Below are 14971 nucleotides of genomic sequence, written 5' to 3'. Positions count from 1 at the left end.
TCCCCCTTAGTTTTTGCGAGTCAAGCTATCAGATACAATGCGTTCCTGTTCTTTTTTGTGGACTGTCGGATCTCCTTCTGCGGGACTGGATCGTCTTCTTCGGCCGATGTATTGGACATTTACTCCTTTTGGCGCGATTTCCGTCAGATACGGGCTGATATAACTCCATGCCCCCATGTTCTGCGGCTCTTCCTGAACCCAAACGATCTCTTGCAGGTTCGGCAGTTTGGCGAAAAGCTCCTTCGTATCTTTTGCCGGGAACGGATACAGCTGTTCGATTCTGGCAATATGAAGCCAATCCTTATCGCCTTCCATTTTGTTGAAGTGATCGCTGATATCAATTGACACTTTTCCGCTTGATAATACGACGCGAGTCACTTTTTCGTAAGCATGGGAAAGTCCGGACTGCTCATAGACAGGCTTGAATCGGCTTTCGCTCAGTTCCTGCACTTCAGATACCGTATTCGGGTTGCGCAGCAGGCTCTTTGGCGTCATGATCACAAGCGGGCGGATTTCCTCACGAAGCAGCATTTTCGCTTGTCTTCTTAAAATGTGGAAATACTGAGCCGCACTTGTCAGGTTGGCCACCGTCCAGTTGTTTTCCGCCGCCAGCTGCAGGAACCGCTCGACGCGGCCGCTGGAGTGTTCAGGGCCCTGCCCTTCGTAACCGTGAGGCAGCAGCATGACCAGGCCTGATTTTTGTCCCCATTTTGCCCGTCCTGCAGATATGAATTGATCAAAATAGACTTGAGCCGCATTGGCAAAGTCCCCGTACTGCGCCTCCCACATCACAAGCGTTTCAGGCGAATACACGTTGTATCCATATTCAAAGCCGAGAACCGATCCTTCAGAGAGCGGGCTGTTATGCACCGTAAATGAAGCAGCGCAGTCGTCTAAGTGATGGAGGGCAACAAATTCTTCTCCTGTTTCGCTGTCATGCAGCACAAGGTTTCTTTGAGCGAACGTTCCGCGCTCTGAATCCTGTCCGGTCAGCCGGATCGGCGTGCCGTCTTTCAAAATGGAAGCAAACGCAAGTGATTCAGCCAATGACCATTCAACTTTACGGTCATCATCAAACGCTTTTGCACGTCTTTCCAGAATTCTTTTCAGCTTGCCGAACACGTTAAAAGATTCCGGCCAGTTGATAAGTTCGCCGTTCAGCTTGCGGAGAACATCAAAATCAATGGCTGTGTCAACGTCTGGAAAACCGTTGGACACCGGTTCCGGCAATTCAATTTCCCGTACGGCGTCTTCTTTTTTGGCGGGCACCTTTTTATAGGCGTCTTCAATACGTTTTGTCACTGCCGTTTCGATGTTTTGCGCTTTTTCCTCGCTGATCAGTCCTTCACTTACGAGTTTTTCCGCAAAGATCCGCTTGACAGTCGGGTGTTTTCTGACGGCGTCATACAGCATCGGCTGTGTCGTTGACGGCTCATCCATTTCATTGTGGCCGTACCGTCTGTACCCGATTAAATCGATTAAGAAATCTTTATTGAACCGCTTCCGGTATTCAACCGCAAATTTAACGGCTGACAGGCATGCTTCCGGATCATCCGCGTTGACGTGAACGATCGGGATTTCGTAGCCCTTCGCCAAATCACTGGCATATTTCGTGGACCGTGATTCATCGCTTTCTGTTGTAAAGCCGATCATATTATTGGCGATGATATGAATGGCCCCGCCGACCTGATAGCCTTTCAGAGAGCTTAAGTTCAGCGTCTCGGCGACAATGCCTTCTCCCGGAAACGCTGCGTCACCGTGAATTAAAATGGCGAGCGATTTTGTTTCGTCTTGAACCGGGTACCCCTTTTGCGTTCTTGTTTCCTGTGCCGCCCGCGTGCTTCCTTCAACAATCGGATTGATGAATTCCAAGTGGCTCGGGTTATTTGCAAGCGTAATCCGCGCGCTTTTGGTTTCAGCATCCTGAAGCTGTCTGTCTGCACCGAGGTGATATTTTACATCGCCCGTCCAGCCGTAGCTGATGCCGGTCGATCCTTCAGACGGCACAAGGTCTTTATTCGGCGCGTGCTGGAATTCTGAGAAAATAATCTCATACGGTTTGCCGAGCACATGCGCAAGCACATTTAAACGGCCTCTGTGCGCCATCCCGATATTGACATTGGTTGTGCCCGCTTTCACAGACTGGGCGATAATGTCGTCAAGAACCGGCACAAGCGCGTCTAATCCCTCAATTGAGAAACGCTTCTGACCGACGAATGTCCGGTGTAAAAATTGTTCAAATCCTTCTACTTCCGTCAGTCTTTCTAAAACGGCTGACAGTTTTTCCGGTGAATTTTTCCGGAACAGTTCTCCGGATTCGACCATTTTTGTAATCCATGCGCGCTCTTCGAAATCATGCACATGGTCAAACTCGAAGGAGATGGTTCTTTTATAGGTATTGCGTAAATGCTGGATGGCTTCTAAGCCGTTTGTTATATTGGCAGGTGCGTCTTTACAGATGACAGACGCGGGTATTGCTTTCATTTCTTCTTCTGTAAGCCCGTACTCGGATAACGGAAAGAGCTCGCTCTTTTTCGGATCCTTTCTGAGCGGATTGACGGAAGCGTTCAGATGGCCATAGGTTCGAATATCTTCTGCAAGTTTAACTGCTGCTGCGATCTTTTGAATCAGATCTGCGGTGACGCGTCCCTGTTCCTTTGTTCCCGATGCCTCTTTTATTTGGCTTGGCGGAGCGCCGAGTTCGTCAAACATGTCTTTCAGATCCGGATCAATGCTGTCTGGATCTTCAGCATATTGGTCGTACAGCTCCAGTGCGTAGCCGAGGTTCGGTCCGTAAAAATCTTCCCAATTCATTCTTTGTTTCATATTATTTTGAAACATTTGAATATTACCCCCAACCTAGATAATCAAGTGATCAATTCACTATCTTGAAATAACTTTTGAACGCTGTGCCCAAAATTATGTAATAAAAACGCTTCCAAGGATATTTTACCACTGATTGCGTTTGGATTCTACCTTGATTGTTCACAAAATAGTAAAAAAAACAGATCAATACCGAAAAAATTAAATCATTTTAAAATAAAAAGCGAAAAAGCATAGGAAAAAGCCTATCCTATGCTTTTATGAAGCAGTTTTTTCAAGAGCGGATACAGCACATCGGGCAGCTGATCGACATCCGGAACAAAAATACTGTACTTTCCGTACATATCCTGAATGGTTTTCATCTGTGATTCTTCTATCGCAGTATTGGACAGAAAAACATTTATGACTTCTATCCCTTTTTTTCTCGCTTCGATGACAGCCTCGCTCGTATCGACGATGCCGTTTTGTTCGTATCCGAATGCTGCCGGCTCTCCGTCTGAAAACACAATTAAAAATTTTTGCGCCTCACTCCGCCGCATCAGCTGTTTCGTCATTTGTCTGATGGCGTATCCGTCTCTGTTATCTTCTTCAGGCGCAAGCTGCATGATCAGCGGACCCGCCGCCTGCAGCAGCGACTCTTCAAACGGAATGACGGTATTGAAGAAATTCGGCTGGCTCGTTTCGGTCGCTTCGTTCGTATCCTCCCAAAATCCGACGATCTGGTGCGGTACAGACACTGATTTCAAGGCTTCATGAAAAAGAACGATCCCTCTTTTTGTTTCATCCATTTTGTCGAACATGCTGGCCGAACAATCGACAAGCAATGTAAAAACGGCGTCAATGTCTGAAGACGGGTCCTGCTTTTTATAGAAAAGGCGCGGGTTCCGCTCCGTAAAATAACGGATCAGTTTGCGATTCAGCCGGCCTGCGTGAAGGTCGGTCCGCGGGAGCGTTTTTTTGTGCTCAAGTGTTTTTTGTATCATCTGCTTCAGGCGTTTTTGATATGATTCTATCGTTTTTGCCTGTTCTTTATAAGACTGCTCCTCTTCAGGAGACGCTTTATGAGGCGTTTGATAAACCGGGAAGGCAAATTTGTTTTCTTTTCCGTCAGCCAGCCCCGCGCCCTTATGTTCATCCTGAATGGATTCAAGCGCTTCCAGTTTGGAGTAATCCTCTCTTTTCGTCTGACGCGCGGAGCCTTGAACGGAGCCGAGCGCCTGGTCACCGTCATCGCCTTCTCTGGCCGCGTCTTTCCCAAGATCTGATTTCGCGCCGTGCTCAATATCAAATTGAAGGAAACTTTTTGACGGCGCTTCGGTTTCCCGGTGCCACGTATTCATTTTCTCTTCAAGGATTTCTTCATCTCCGTCGGAAGACTCAGGGAGCGTGAGATCGTCACTTAACGAAGGCGCTTTTTTTACGCTTTCGAATAAAGGCTCTTCAGCCGCTTTTTCGTAATCAAGTTCCGGCAGAAAAAAGTACGTGTTCAGCATATCTTTCTCAAGCACTTCATCAAGGCCTTCCATGAGGTCTTCCGTTATTCTTGCGATTTGTTCCGTAGAATCCGCCTCATACACCCGGATGAGCTGACGTTCAATATACGGTATCATCATATCAATATGTTCATGCATGGAAGGAATGCCTTCAAGCGGAGACTCAGCTGTCAGCTTGACAAACATCGCGCAATACAAAGCGTCGGTGAAAATGCTCCGTTCTAAATTCAATGTCAGCTGCGTCGTGAAATATTTCCTGTACATCTCCCTCCGCTTCTGAAAAACACGTTTCGTTCCCGGCCGTTCTTTTTTGATCAGCTCTTCAATTCTGATATCCTCAAGCAGCATAAACAGCTGCTTGGCAAAGCTTTGGCGGGTGAAGTGCCGGTGAACGTCATTTAAAAACCCCGCAAATTCCCGAAATGAGCTGCTGCGTGTTCCGACAGCGCGCAAATAGACATCGCTTTTCAGGCCGGCTTCCATATCCCCGGCTGATCGGTCTTTCCAAAAGTGGCTCATGTAAATTTTCTTTTCAAAGGGATTGTAGTAAGACTGCACGCCGTATTCCACTTCAACTTCACTGCTTCTGGTCAGTGTTTTGGCCAGGTCAGTCAGCATCATGAACAAAAACGAATCAATCGTGCTGTCGTTAAATTTGATAAACTTCATTGTATGTCCCTCATTCGAACAGCGTTTCTGCAATATTTCTGACAGCGGCTTTTTCCCTGTCGTCATCAAGTTTTTCCACGATGCCTCTTTCAATCGCCCGTTTCGGCGGGATGTACGCAGCCAAGTCGCACGTATCAATGAGAGCCCTGATGGACGCCGCTTCTTCTGACACTTGTCCGTTATGCGCTTGTGCGATTAAATCAGAAGACAGCGTCATAAAGCGTTCAATTAATTTCTCATCTTTTAAGACAGACTGAGAGGTCAGCACCTGTTTCAGGAGGCTTCCTTTAATATACGGAACATCAATGATGACAAAACGGTTCTTAAGGGCTTCGTTCAGCGGAACGGTGCCGACGTAGCCTTCATTAATCGCGGCGATAACACCGAATCCTTCGCTTGCCTTAATCACTTCTCCTGTAAAGGGATTTGTCATCATTTTTCTGTAATCAAGCACGCCGTTTAGAATCGGAAGGGTTTCAGGCTTTGCCATATTGATTTCGTCAATGTATAAAAAATGTCCCTCGTTCATTGCGGTTGTTACAGGTCCGGGAACGAAATCAATTGTCGCCTGTCCCTGATCATTTTCAATCGTTTTATAGCCGACAAGCGCTTCTGCATCGAGGTCTACGGAGCAGTTGACGCTGTGCATCGGTTTATGAAAATAGTTCGAAAGCGTTTCCGCCAATTTTGTTTTCCCTGAACCCGTCGGTCCTTTTAATAAGATATTTTTTCCCATTGTCAAAGCGATGACGGCATCGAATACAATCGCTTTATCTTCGGCCTCATAGCCTGATGATCCGATTAAATCCCGGAATTCTTGGGAAACGGGATGATTTTGATAAGCCTGCAGTTTGTTTTGTATATCTTCCGGAAGTGATAGGTGCTGTAATTCTGAAGTCATAGGTGATGTTTCCTTTCCATTTGTATTCCATAACCGAGTATACTAAAAAAGCCCTTGTATACTCAATACAAAAGGGCTCATTCCCTGCGGGCGCTTTTTGTCAGGGGAGCGCAGGCGATTCTGGCTCCGGAATTCCCGCTCGGGTTTGTTAAATAATCGTCCGTATGTTCATGAATGACGAACGCGCTTCCGTCCCGGTCGAGCAGGCTGAGTCTGCTCCCTTCTTTTAATGAAGTTTGCGGCGCATTCATAATGACATCCACTTTACCGTCAGCCCCCACTTCAAGATTGGGGAGATCCCCGGCGTGATGACCCATCGGATTGTTGAAGCCGTGTTCTTTGTTCAAAGGGTTGAACGGTCCCCCGGCTGATTCGAAATCAGGTGCCTGACATGTCCCTTTTTCATAAATATGAAATCCGAGAGAAGCGCCGGGCGGCAGATGCCCCGCTGATATATGAATGTCTGACCCTTCATCATCAGATTCCCTCACTTCGATATATCCGATCGTTTTTCCGTTTTGATTGATGAGTCCGCCATGCTCACGGTATGCAGATGCTTCCAATGCGCGGCTTTCCTCATGTTTTTTGGGCGGAACAGGAGCGGGCCTCCCCCCGCAGCCGCAAAGCGTAATTGATGCGAGCATGAGAAAAAGCAAGAGACGATGCATGCTTCCTCCCCCTTATTTTTTTACCCATCAGTCTTGTCAAAACGTGAAAATGGTAAACAAAAAAAGCCCCGAAAGGCTTTTTTTAAAAATAACTGCGCGCTCCTAAATACGCTTTTTTCCAATACGGATTGCTTAAGTTTGAAACTTCAACCCCGGAGGAGCTTGCGTGAATAAAATCTCCTCCGCCCAAATACATTCCCATATGAGAAGGGCCCGCTTTATATGTCGTAAAGAAGACAAAGTCGCCTGCTGACGGCTGGCTGATATGTTTCATCGTATTCCAATATCCGGCCGTGCTCAGACGGGAAACAGAGGTTACCTTATTTAAAAGGTAATAGATGTAACCGCTGCAATCGAAGCCCGCAGGCGTATTGCCTCCCCAGCGGTAAGGCACGCCGACATGTTTTTTCGCCTCGCCTATCATTCTGTCAATCTTTGACCCTGTCACCGGAGGTTCGGGAGTATTCGGCTTGTTTGGCTTTGCCGGTTTGTTATCCGGCTGCCGCACAGGATCTTCTGTTTTTCCCGTTCCGTTAATCACCAGAACTTGTCCGATTTGAAGCACATCAGTTGTCAATTTATTTTTTTCTCTGATGAGCTGAGCGGTGATGCCGAACCGATTAGCAATTTTCCAGAGGGAATCGCCTGCTTTTACTTTGTAAGTGGATGGCTTCTCAGAAGGGTTTGAATGAGATGGCGGTGTTGTGCCGCTGTTTCCGTTATGTGAAGAACCTTTGATCTTTAATACTTGATTCGGATACAGCATGTCTGATGTTAATTGATTCAGCTTTTTCAGTTCGGCGATGGTGACGCCGGTTTGATTGGCGATTTTCCACAGCGAGTCACCCGGCTTCACAGTGTAAGTCCCTGATGCGCCTTTATCAGGCTTTGTCTGTCTGCCGCCTCCGTCCGTGCCGCCGGCAGACCCTTTAATTTTCAGTTTCTGGCCGGGATAGATGACATCTGAACTCAAACGGTTCAGGCTTCTCAGCTCAGAAACGCTCATTTTGTATTTTTTTGCGATCACCCATAATGAGTCTCCGTATGTAACTGTGTAAGCACCCGTGCTTCGTTTTCCTTTTTGACCCGTTTTATGTGTGCCGCTGCCGTCAGGAATGTGCAGCCGCTGTCCTGGGTGGAGTATCGTTGATTTCAGTTTATTTTCCGCCTGCAGGGCTGAAATACTTGTATGATATTGCCGGGAAAGCTTCCAAAGAGAGTCGCCGCTTTTTACTTGAATGGTTTTTGCTTCAGCGGGATGCACGGCGAAGGTTGAAGTCATTACTGCAGATACAGCCAGACCGGCTGCGATTTTTTTCTTCATATAACGAAAAACCTCCTATTTATCATTGCTGAAAGGGACGTTCCTTTTCTTTGAACGCCGCCTGTTATGCAGGATTCATTCAGAAGTCGACATTAATTCCGATTCATTTGGCCTTAGATCATCACCAATGCCACACATTTTACATAAATTGAGAACATTTCACAAAAGACTTTAGAATCATTTTCATAACATGGCTTTTTTCCGCGACATTCCACCTTTCTTGTCTGTTTTTCATACAATTCTCTTTACGGCGTGAAAAATCCTCCCGAAAAACAATCAAAAAAAGCCCGCTTCCTTTAAAGGAAGCGGGTGACGGCTGATTACAGAACCCGGGTCTCGGCAGTTTTCACGTCTTCTGCTATCAATTCCGCTGCACGCTGTGCTCCGCCGGCCGCTTTCAGGGATTCTCCGATTTCAGAAGCTTTTGTCTGATATTCAGGATTTTCGCTCAATTCTTTTATTGCTTCAGTGAGCAGTTCGGCTGTTACATCTTCTTTTTTAAACATCTTGCCCGCGCCCGTGTTTTCCACTTGGCTTCCGACGGCGAACTGATCTGCGCCCATCGGAATGACGATCATCGGGGTTTTGTAGTAAAGCCCTTCGCTCGTACTGTTCATTCCGCCGTGAGTGATAAATAAGTCCGCTCTCTTCAGGATCTCAAGCTGCGGAACATAAGGCTTTACAATGACATTCTCAGGAATTTCATCAAGCTCCGCCGGATCAAGATGTTTGCCGATTGACATGACGGCTTTTCCGTTAAAGTTTCTGGCCGCTTTTAAGCATTTATTAAACAATTCCTTCTGATTGTTAAAAATCGTGCCCATGGAAATAAACAGGACGTTTTCTCCTTCAAGCTGTTCAAACGGGAAATCTTGAGCCGCCGCCCTTTCGGTTATGGACGGACCGACAAAGAGATAAGATTCGCCAAACTCTTCTTCTTTCGGCTGAAACGCTCTTGAAGTAAACACGATGGTTTTTCTGCCGTCATTTGAGAAAATATCATACGGCGTTTTAATGTCTGCGCTGAATTCTTCATTGAGCCGGCTGACCGCTTCGGTATAAGCCGGATAATGAGATGATTCCTCTGATACAAGGTTTGTATTTGAAAACACTTCTTTAATAAATGCTTCATTCATTGCAAATGTCGTACAAAGTGAATATGCCGGCAGTTTCAGCTGGTTTCTCACGAGCCTTCCTGCCAGAAAATGATGATCATACAGGATGTAGTCGTAGGATTCATCCTTTACTTCTTCAAGAATACGGAGAGCGGCTTTTTTGGAAGTCTCAATCATTAATAGTAAAAACTCGGTAGCGTCCCGCTGTTCATCACCCGTTGCGTTTTTTCCGAATTCATCTTTTCGGAAATCTTCATATTCACGGAATTCCGCTCCGCTTGACGCGATTTTGTTCTCATATTCCTTCACGCCGTAATATACGACATGTTCCCCTTTTGCCTTCAGTTCTTTTACGACTCCTAAAGACGGATTGATATGGCCTTCTCCCGGAAAGCCGATCATCAATACATTTGCCATCTTTCCACTCCCTATTCTTTTAAATTTTATGTATATTTAAACGATAACATCAATACAGAAAAAGGTAAAGATGTTCACCTTATTAATATTAAACGGGTACAATATTCCCATTTTCTTATTATTTCGTATGAAGCGCCCGCGGCGAAACAAGCGGATACAGTCCGCCGTCTTTAGCAAAGGACATTTTTCCCGTTTCTTCTGAAACAACGAGCACGAGTGCATCAGTCACGGCCGAAAGTCCCATCGCGGCCCTGTGGCGCGTCCCGTATTTGAGATCGACATGTTTTGTTGTGAGCGGAAGCACATTGGCTGCTGATACAACCCGGTTTTCTCTGACCAATACGGCTCCGTCGTGAAGCGGATTGCCGGGATAAAAAATACTCTCAATTAAAGCTGAACTGATCTCGGCATGCAGGCTGGTCCCTTTTTGTATTATTCCGTCCAGCGGATCTGCACGTTCAATCACAATCAGCGCTCCGTGTTTTTCTTCCGCCAGATGCTGCACGGCCCTCGCCAGCTCTGTATAGGAAGGCGTAAAATGTTCGATATATGACTGCAGGTAAAACGACGAAGCGACAGCCTGCATTTCCTGAAACGTATGTCCCAGTTCATCTAATTCGCAAAGAAGGCATTGGTCTTTTTCATCCAATGTCCGCAGTATCATTCCGGCATCCTCTGTAATTTGTTTCAAATACGTTTGAACGGCAGCGGTAAACGCGCTTTCCGTCATTTGAGTGTGGCGCATGTCACATCAGCTCCTTTCCCCTATTTTCTGCATCGTGCGCATGGATATGCGCCGCTGTGTGCACCATAATCATGAAAGGAGGCGCACATCATATGGAATTCGCACGGCTGATGCAATATATCTGCACCTTTTTAGGGGTCATTTCACTTTCATTCATTTATGCCAAGATGTTTAAAAAGCCGAAATCGGACAAAAAAGAGTAGGCCGGCTTTCATTGCTTTTTATACATAAAATGTTATAATTTCTCTCGTTAAAATAAAGAAACGGGGAACCTAACTTGAGAGAAACGAACACGATCGGCCAAAAGGTCAGACAGCTGTTACATATCTTCATTCCGATTTTAATCACACAGGCGGGCCTTTCCCTGATCACCTTTTTGGATACGGTGATGTCAGGGAAAGTGAGCGCTGCCGATTTAGCCGGGGTTGCAATCGGTTCAAGCCTGTGGACGCCGGTTTATACGGGCCTTGCAGGAATATTAATGGCCGTTACGCCCGTTGTTTCGCAGCTGTTTGGAGCCGGCAGACAAAAGGAAGTGCCGTTTTCCGTCATCCAGGCCGTTTATGTAGCGGCCGTTCTCAGTGCGGCGGTTATCCTGATCGGCTTTTTCACCGTTGATATGATCTTGGGACATTTGGGCCTGGAACCTCGTGTCCGGACGATCGCAAAACACTTTTTAGGCTTTTTATCCCTCGGTATTTTTCCTTTGTTTGTGTACACCGTTTTGCGCTCGTTTATTGATGCACTCGGCAAAACGCGAGTCACAATGCTTATTACGCTTTGCTCATTGCCTATTAATTTTGTTTTAAATTATGTATTTATTTTCGGGAAATTCAACATGCCGGCATTGGGCGGAGTCGGTGCGGGGCTCGCTTCTGCCCTGACTTACTGGTGTATTTGCGCCATCAGCTTTTTTATCGTCTGCAGATTTGAGCCGTTTGCCGGGTACTCTGTATTTCGGAAACTGTACCGTTTTTCTCCGTCTGAATGCAGAAAACTTTTGAAAATCGGTTTACCTATCGGTTTTGCGGTATTTTTTGAAACGAGCATTTTTGCGGCTGTCACACTGCTTATGAGCCATTTTCAGACGGTGACGATTGCAGCCCACCAGGCGGCAATGAATTTTGCCTCCCTCTTGTATATGCTGCCGCTCAGCGTATCCATGGCCATGACCATTTTAGTCGGCTTTGAAGCAGGCGCAAATCGCTATAGAGATGCCCGCTCATACAGCTATATCGGGATCGTGATGGCGCTTAGTTTTTCTTTATGCACGGCGGCTTTCATTTTACTGTTCAGGCCGCAAATCGCCGGAATGTATACATCAGATCCGGCGGTGCTCATGTTGACGCAGCACTTTTTAATCTATGCGCTGTTTTTCCAGCTTTCTGATGCCGTAGCAGCTCCGATACAAGGCGCTCTGAGAGGATATAAGGATGTCAACTATACACTCGGCGCGGCTTTTGTGTCGTATTGGATTATCGGGCTTCCGCTCGGTTACGCAGTCGGCACTTATACGGGCCTCGGGGCATACGGCTACTGGATCGGGTTAATTGCAGGACTTGCCGCAGGAGCTGTCGGTTTATTCTTCAGACTGATGAAACTGCAAAAGCGTTATGTGAAAAAAATGATGATTTTATAAAGGAGGAGCAGCAATGCCAAAACATAAACTGCTGTACGATTATTTAACTGAACGGGCGGAGGACATCAGTCAGACATGGTTTGATACGCTTCATGAAACGGATCCTGATTCTGTTTATGCTTCTACTGACCCGGCTGTACTCACAAATCTGAAAAAACAAAATCTGGCGTTTAATTATCAGCTCAATCGGATTTTTTCTGAAGAGAAGGAAGTATATACAGCGGCCTTGGAAAAGTGGGCGTTTAAAGCCGCACGGGATAAAGAACATTTAAAAACTCCCATCCATTATATTATTCGCGAGTTTATCAGAGTTCGTGATTTGTATGTCGGCCATGTCAAGCAGTTTACCAGACTTCATTCGGACACCGTGACAGAAGAAGATGCCGAAGATATATTCCATACGCTGATCAAATCGTTTGATGTGGTCATTCATATTTTCATAGAGGAAATGTATAAAAACACAAACATTCAGCTTGAAGCGCAAAAAGAATTGATCACCGAGCTGAGCTCGCCGGTAATTGTGCTTTTTGACAATGTCGGACTGCTGCCGCTGATCGGGGATATTGACACGGCAAGAGCCAAAATGATTTTGGAGAATACGCTGCACCAGTGTTCAGAGAAGCGCATCACGCAGCTGTACATTGATTTATCAGGTGTAGCCATGATTGATACGATGGTTGCCCAACAGCTTTTCACCTTAATTGAATCACTCGGAATGCTCGGCGTGAAAGCGACATTATCCGGAATCCGTCCTGAAATCGCCCAAACCGCGGTGCAGCTCGGACTGAGTTTTTCAAATTTATCAATACGGTCTTCGCTTGCGGAAGCGATCGCTTCCGATCTGACACAAAAAAAGGGATAAGGCATTTCAGCCTTATCCCTTTTTTTATCAGTCTTTCCACGGATATGTCCAATACACTTCTTCTTCAAACCATGTCTGAAGAACCGGCTCGTTATTTTTTATTTTTTCTTCCAGCTCTCTCAGCATGCCTTCCGTTTGGGTGCGGTGCGCTTTTAAGGCATTCATTTTAATATCGGCAACCTCTTTAATATCAAGAATGACATCAGGCTTGCCGACGGCTTCCTCCCTGTTGCGGGTGATTGCCATGCAAAGCGTGCGCGGGCGGTCCTCTTTTTTCTTTCTGTAAAGCGCTCTGATGACCGCTTCGCCGCATGCATCATGATCCGGATGGACTCCGTGCTCCGGATAGAATGTGACAATCAGACTCGGTTTTACATCGTCGATAATCTCTTCCATCATATCCGCGAGCCACTCGTCATCTTCAAATTCAAGTGTTTTATCACGAAGCCCGAGCATTCTCAGGTCAGTAACGTCCATTGCTTTGCATGCGTCAATCAGCTCTTGCTTTCTTAACAGCGGCAGTGTTTCACGGTTCGCGAAAAAGGGATCTCCCATGTTCCGGCCCATTTCGCCAAGCGTTGCGCATGCATACGTAACGGGAATATCTTTTTGTCTGTGTAAAGCAATCAGCCCTGCCACTCCGTATGATTCATCATCAGGGTGAGGCAGGATGACGAGTACATGTTCTTTCATGATTTTCACCCTTTTCTTTAAACTGTAAACGGCTTTTCGCTGATTTGAAGCGAAATCGCCAATTTTCCGCCCGGCAGATGCCCAGCCATTAACAGACGGTCTTCGTCATCTACTGTATACTCAGTCAGACCTTCTGCGTAAATCCAGCCCTCTTCTGTTTTCAAACCGACGCGGTACGGGCCGTTTCCTTTGATTTTCGCCTGATGGTACGTCACTTTTGCATTGCGTATATAGGCTACAACCGTCATGTTTTTCTCATTCAGATGCGCTGAATAAGAACCGGTCGTTGTTTCCAAATGGATATATACAGGACGATCGGCATATCGCTCTAAAGAAGTTTGCACATCTTCTTTTATGATCGCTTTCATAGCTGCTCCCCTCTTTCTTCTTTTAAAAATTGCAAACGCTTCGTATGTAGTTCAACCAATTCATATTTCTCAATCGGCCGCAGCCGGGAATCTACAATTCGCTGCACCGCCAGAGCAAACTTTTCCTCGGGTGACTTCCGGAGCCTCGGATGTGTTCTTTGATCAAGCAGTTCAAGATCAATTGCCTTCTCCGCTTCTTCAAGAGTTGAAGCCGGGAGAGTGCGGTTATTCCACAGTGCCTGATAGGCTTTTGCTATGTCTTTATCAGTGCCCATTGTACAGCTCCTTTACATACTCGTAATGATTATACATAATTTAAGCTATCGCTGGAAAGCGAAAGGCTTAGCGGCTTTTTATCGGCCGCTTCCATTTGATCTGTGAAAAGGTAAACAAAAGCAATGCTGCCCATATACAAATGAAGGTAAACGCTTTTTGCCCGGAAAATGGTTCATGATACACAAATACGCCGAGCATAAGGGTAATGGTCGGCGCTATATATTGCAAAATGCCGACTTGATACAGCGGCAGACGCTTTGCCCCCTCTGCAAACAGTAACAGCGGCAAGGCCGTAAATACGCCTGCGAAAAATAGGAGCGCCCATGTTCCTGCCCCCAAGGACCCGGAAGTGCTCCCGTCAGCTGTATATCCTAAATAAATAAGTGCAGCCGGGGTAATCAAAAGCGTCTCCAGCGTCAATCCGATCGTGCTGGACATGCGGGTTCTTTTTTTACATAAGCCGTACAGGCCGAAGCTGAATGCAAGCAGCAATGCGATATAAGGAACCGCGCCATATTGAAACGCAGATATGATCACGGCCGCCCCGGCAATAGAAACGGCTGCTGTTTGCATCTTGTTAAGCTTTTCTTTTAAGAATAGGATGCCCAAAAGAACGGAAACGAGCGGATTAATGTAGTACCCGAGACTTGCTTCAAGCAAAAAGCCGTGATTGACGGCCCATATGTACACAAACCAATTAACGGAAATTAAAACGGAAGCGAAAAAAAGCGCCAGCAGGCCCCCTTCCGATTTCAAAAGACGCAGTTCACGCCATCCGGTTTTCCACTTCTTAAGCACAGTTAAAAGCACACACATGAAAACAAATGACCATAAAATCCGGTGAGCTAAAATGTCCAATGCGGGTATTTGTTCAAGAAGTTTCCAATAGACCGGAAACAGCCCCCACATGGCGAAAGAACAAGCGGTATAAATGATTCCTTTTCTTGCGTTATTCCCTTGCACGGCCTTCCCCTTCCT

General features: G+C 46.3%; 13 protein-coding genes. 2 read left to right on the top strand and 11 right to left on the bottom strand.

Annotated features, from left to right (window positions below; all coding sequences use genetic code 11):
* Nucleotides 1-6: 6 nt before the first annotated feature.
* The 7 genes from sucA to cdaS form a co-directional block, all read right to left on the bottom strand.
* The gene (gene sucA, locus K3G25_RS08765) at nucleotides 7-2841 is read right to left on the bottom strand and encodes a 2-oxoglutarate dehydrogenase E1 component (RefSeq protein WP_022553224.1); all 2835 of its coding nucleotides are present in this window, start codon (nucleotides 2839-2841) and stop codon (nucleotides 7-9) included.
* 227 nt (nucleotides 2842-3068) lie between these two features.
* Nucleotides 3069-4985, bottom strand: coding sequence for a nitric oxide reductase activation protein NorD (locus K3G25_RS08760; RefSeq protein WP_017417967.1), 1917 nt, complete (start codon nucleotides 4983-4985; stop codon nucleotides 3069-3071).
* A gap of 10 nt (nucleotides 4986-4995) precedes the next feature.
* A complete protein-coding gene (locus tag K3G25_RS08755) occupies nucleotides 4996-5886 on the bottom strand; it encodes an AAA family ATPase (protein ID WP_232489679.1) in 891 nt (296 codons plus the stop codon).
* Between the two features lie 77 nt (nucleotides 5887-5963).
* Complete coding sequence (locus K3G25_RS08750) at nucleotides 5964-6554, bottom strand: superoxide dismutase family protein (RefSeq protein ID WP_022553223.1); 591 nt, start codon at nucleotides 6552-6554, stop codon at nucleotides 5964-5966.
* 82 nt (nucleotides 6555-6636) lie between these two features.
* Nucleotides 6637-7878: a C40 family peptidase gene (locus tag K3G25_RS08745; protein WP_017417970.1), complete on the bottom strand. Its 1242-nt coding sequence runs from the start codon at nucleotides 7876-7878 to the stop codon at nucleotides 6637-6639.
* Nucleotides 7879-8198: 320 nt separating this feature from the next.
* Nucleotides 8199-9410 carry a macrolide family glycosyltransferase gene (locus K3G25_RS08740; protein ID WP_017417971.1) on the bottom strand — a complete coding sequence of 404 codons (1212 nt, stop codon included), beginning with the start codon at nucleotides 9408-9410 and terminating at the stop codon, nucleotides 8199-8201.
* Nucleotides 9411-9528: 118 nt separating this feature from the next.
* On the bottom strand, nucleotides 9529-10155 hold the full coding sequence (gene cdaS / locus K3G25_RS08735; RefSeq protein WP_017417972.1) for a sporulation-specific diadenylate cyclase CdaS: 627 nt from the start codon (nucleotides 10153-10155) through the stop codon (nucleotides 9529-9531).
* 277 nt (nucleotides 10156-10432) lie between these two features.
* On the opposite strand from cdaS, the gene K3G25_RS08730 reads away from it, so the two are divergent.
* The gene (locus K3G25_RS08730) at nucleotides 10433-11794 is read left to right on the top strand and encodes an MATE family efflux transporter (RefSeq protein ID WP_014418126.1); all 1362 of its coding nucleotides are present in this window, start codon (nucleotides 10433-10435) and stop codon (nucleotides 11792-11794) included.
* A gap of 13 nt (nucleotides 11795-11807) precedes the next feature.
* The gene (locus K3G25_RS08725; protein WP_017417974.1) at nucleotides 11808-12656 is read left to right on the top strand and encodes an STAS domain-containing protein; all 849 of its coding nucleotides are present in this window, start codon (nucleotides 11808-11810) and stop codon (nucleotides 12654-12656) included.
* Between the two features lie 27 nt (nucleotides 12657-12683).
* On the opposite strand, the gene bshB2 is transcribed toward K3G25_RS08725, so the two are convergent.
* The 4 genes from bshB2 to rarD form a co-directional block, all read right to left on the bottom strand.
* Nucleotides 12684-13349 (bottom strand): bacillithiol biosynthesis deacetylase BshB2, encoded by a 666-nt coding sequence (gene bshB2 / locus K3G25_RS08720; RefSeq protein ID WP_007407961.1) that lies wholly within the window; start codon nucleotides 13347-13349, stop codon nucleotides 12684-12686.
* Nucleotides 13350-13366: 17 nt separating this feature from the next.
* Complete coding sequence (locus K3G25_RS08715) at nucleotides 13367-13717, bottom strand: YojF family protein (protein WP_007611980.1); 351 nt, start codon at nucleotides 13715-13717, stop codon at nucleotides 13367-13369.
* Nucleotides 13714-13992 (bottom strand): hypothetical protein, encoded by a 279-nt coding sequence (locus tag K3G25_RS08710; RefSeq protein ID WP_003153742.1) that lies wholly within the window; start codon nucleotides 13990-13992, stop codon nucleotides 13714-13716. The genes K3G25_RS08715 and K3G25_RS08710 overlap by 4 nt, the downstream gene beginning before the upstream one ends.
* 67 nt (nucleotides 13993-14059) lie before the next feature.
* A complete protein-coding gene (gene rarD, locus K3G25_RS08705) occupies nucleotides 14060-14956 on the bottom strand; it encodes an EamA family transporter RarD (protein WP_012117756.1) in 897 nt (298 codons plus the stop codon).
* Between the last annotated feature and the right edge of the window lie 15 nt (nucleotides 14957-14971).

It is taken from the genome of Bacillus sp. FCW2 (genome assembly GCF_021228595.1).
GTDB classification, from domain to species: Bacteria; Bacillota; Bacilli; order Bacillales; family Bacillaceae; genus Bacillus; species Bacillus velezensis.
Note: the sequence above shows the minus strand (reverse complement) of the source record. Positions and strands in the feature narration are given on the sequence as shown.

What these genes read in the sequence shown, in the direction of transcription:
- K3G25_RS08745 (WP_017417970.1), bottom strand. Translation starts at nt 7,878, where the DNA reads ATGAAGAAAAAAATCGCAGCCGGTCTGGCTGTATCTGCAGTAATGACT.
- K3G25_RS08760 (WP_017417967.1), bottom strand. Translation starts at nt 4,985, where the DNA reads ATGAAGTTTATCAAATTTAACGACAGCACGATTGATTCGTTTTTGTTC.
- K3G25_RS08740 (WP_017417971.1), bottom strand. Translation starts at nt 9,410, where the DNA reads ATGGCAAATGTATTGATGATCGGCTTTCCGGGAGAAGGCCATATCAAT.
- cdaS (WP_017417972.1), bottom strand. Translation starts at nt 10,155, where the DNA reads ATGCGCCACACTCAAATGACGGAAAGCGCGTTTACCGCTGCCGTTCAA.
- bshB2 (WP_007407961.1), bottom strand. Translation starts at nt 13,349, where the DNA reads ATGAAAGAACATGTACTCGTCATCCTGCCTCACCCTGATGATGAATCA.
- sucA (WP_022553224.1), bottom strand. Translation starts at nt 2,841, where the DNA reads ATGTTTCAAAATAATATGAAACAAAGAATGAATTGGGAAGATTTTTAC.
- K3G25_RS08715 (WP_007611980.1), bottom strand. Translation starts at nt 13,717, where the DNA reads ATGAAAGCGATCATAAAAGAAGATGTGCAAACTTCTTTAGAGCGATAT.
- K3G25_RS08750 (WP_022553223.1), bottom strand. Translation starts at nt 6,554, where the DNA reads ATGCATCGTCTCTTGCTTTTTCTCATGCTCGCATCAATTACGCTTTGC.
- K3G25_RS08725 (WP_017417974.1), top strand. Translation starts at nt 11,808, where the DNA reads ATGCCAAAACATAAACTGCTGTACGATTATTTAACTGAACGGGCGGAG.
- K3G25_RS08710 (WP_003153742.1), bottom strand. Translation starts at nt 13,992, where the DNA reads ATGGGCACTGATAAAGACATAGCAAAAGCCTATCAGGCACTGTGGAAT.
- K3G25_RS08755 (WP_232489679.1), bottom strand. Translation starts at nt 5,886, where the DNA reads ATGACTTCAGAATTACAGCACCTATCACTTCCGGAAGATATACAAAAC.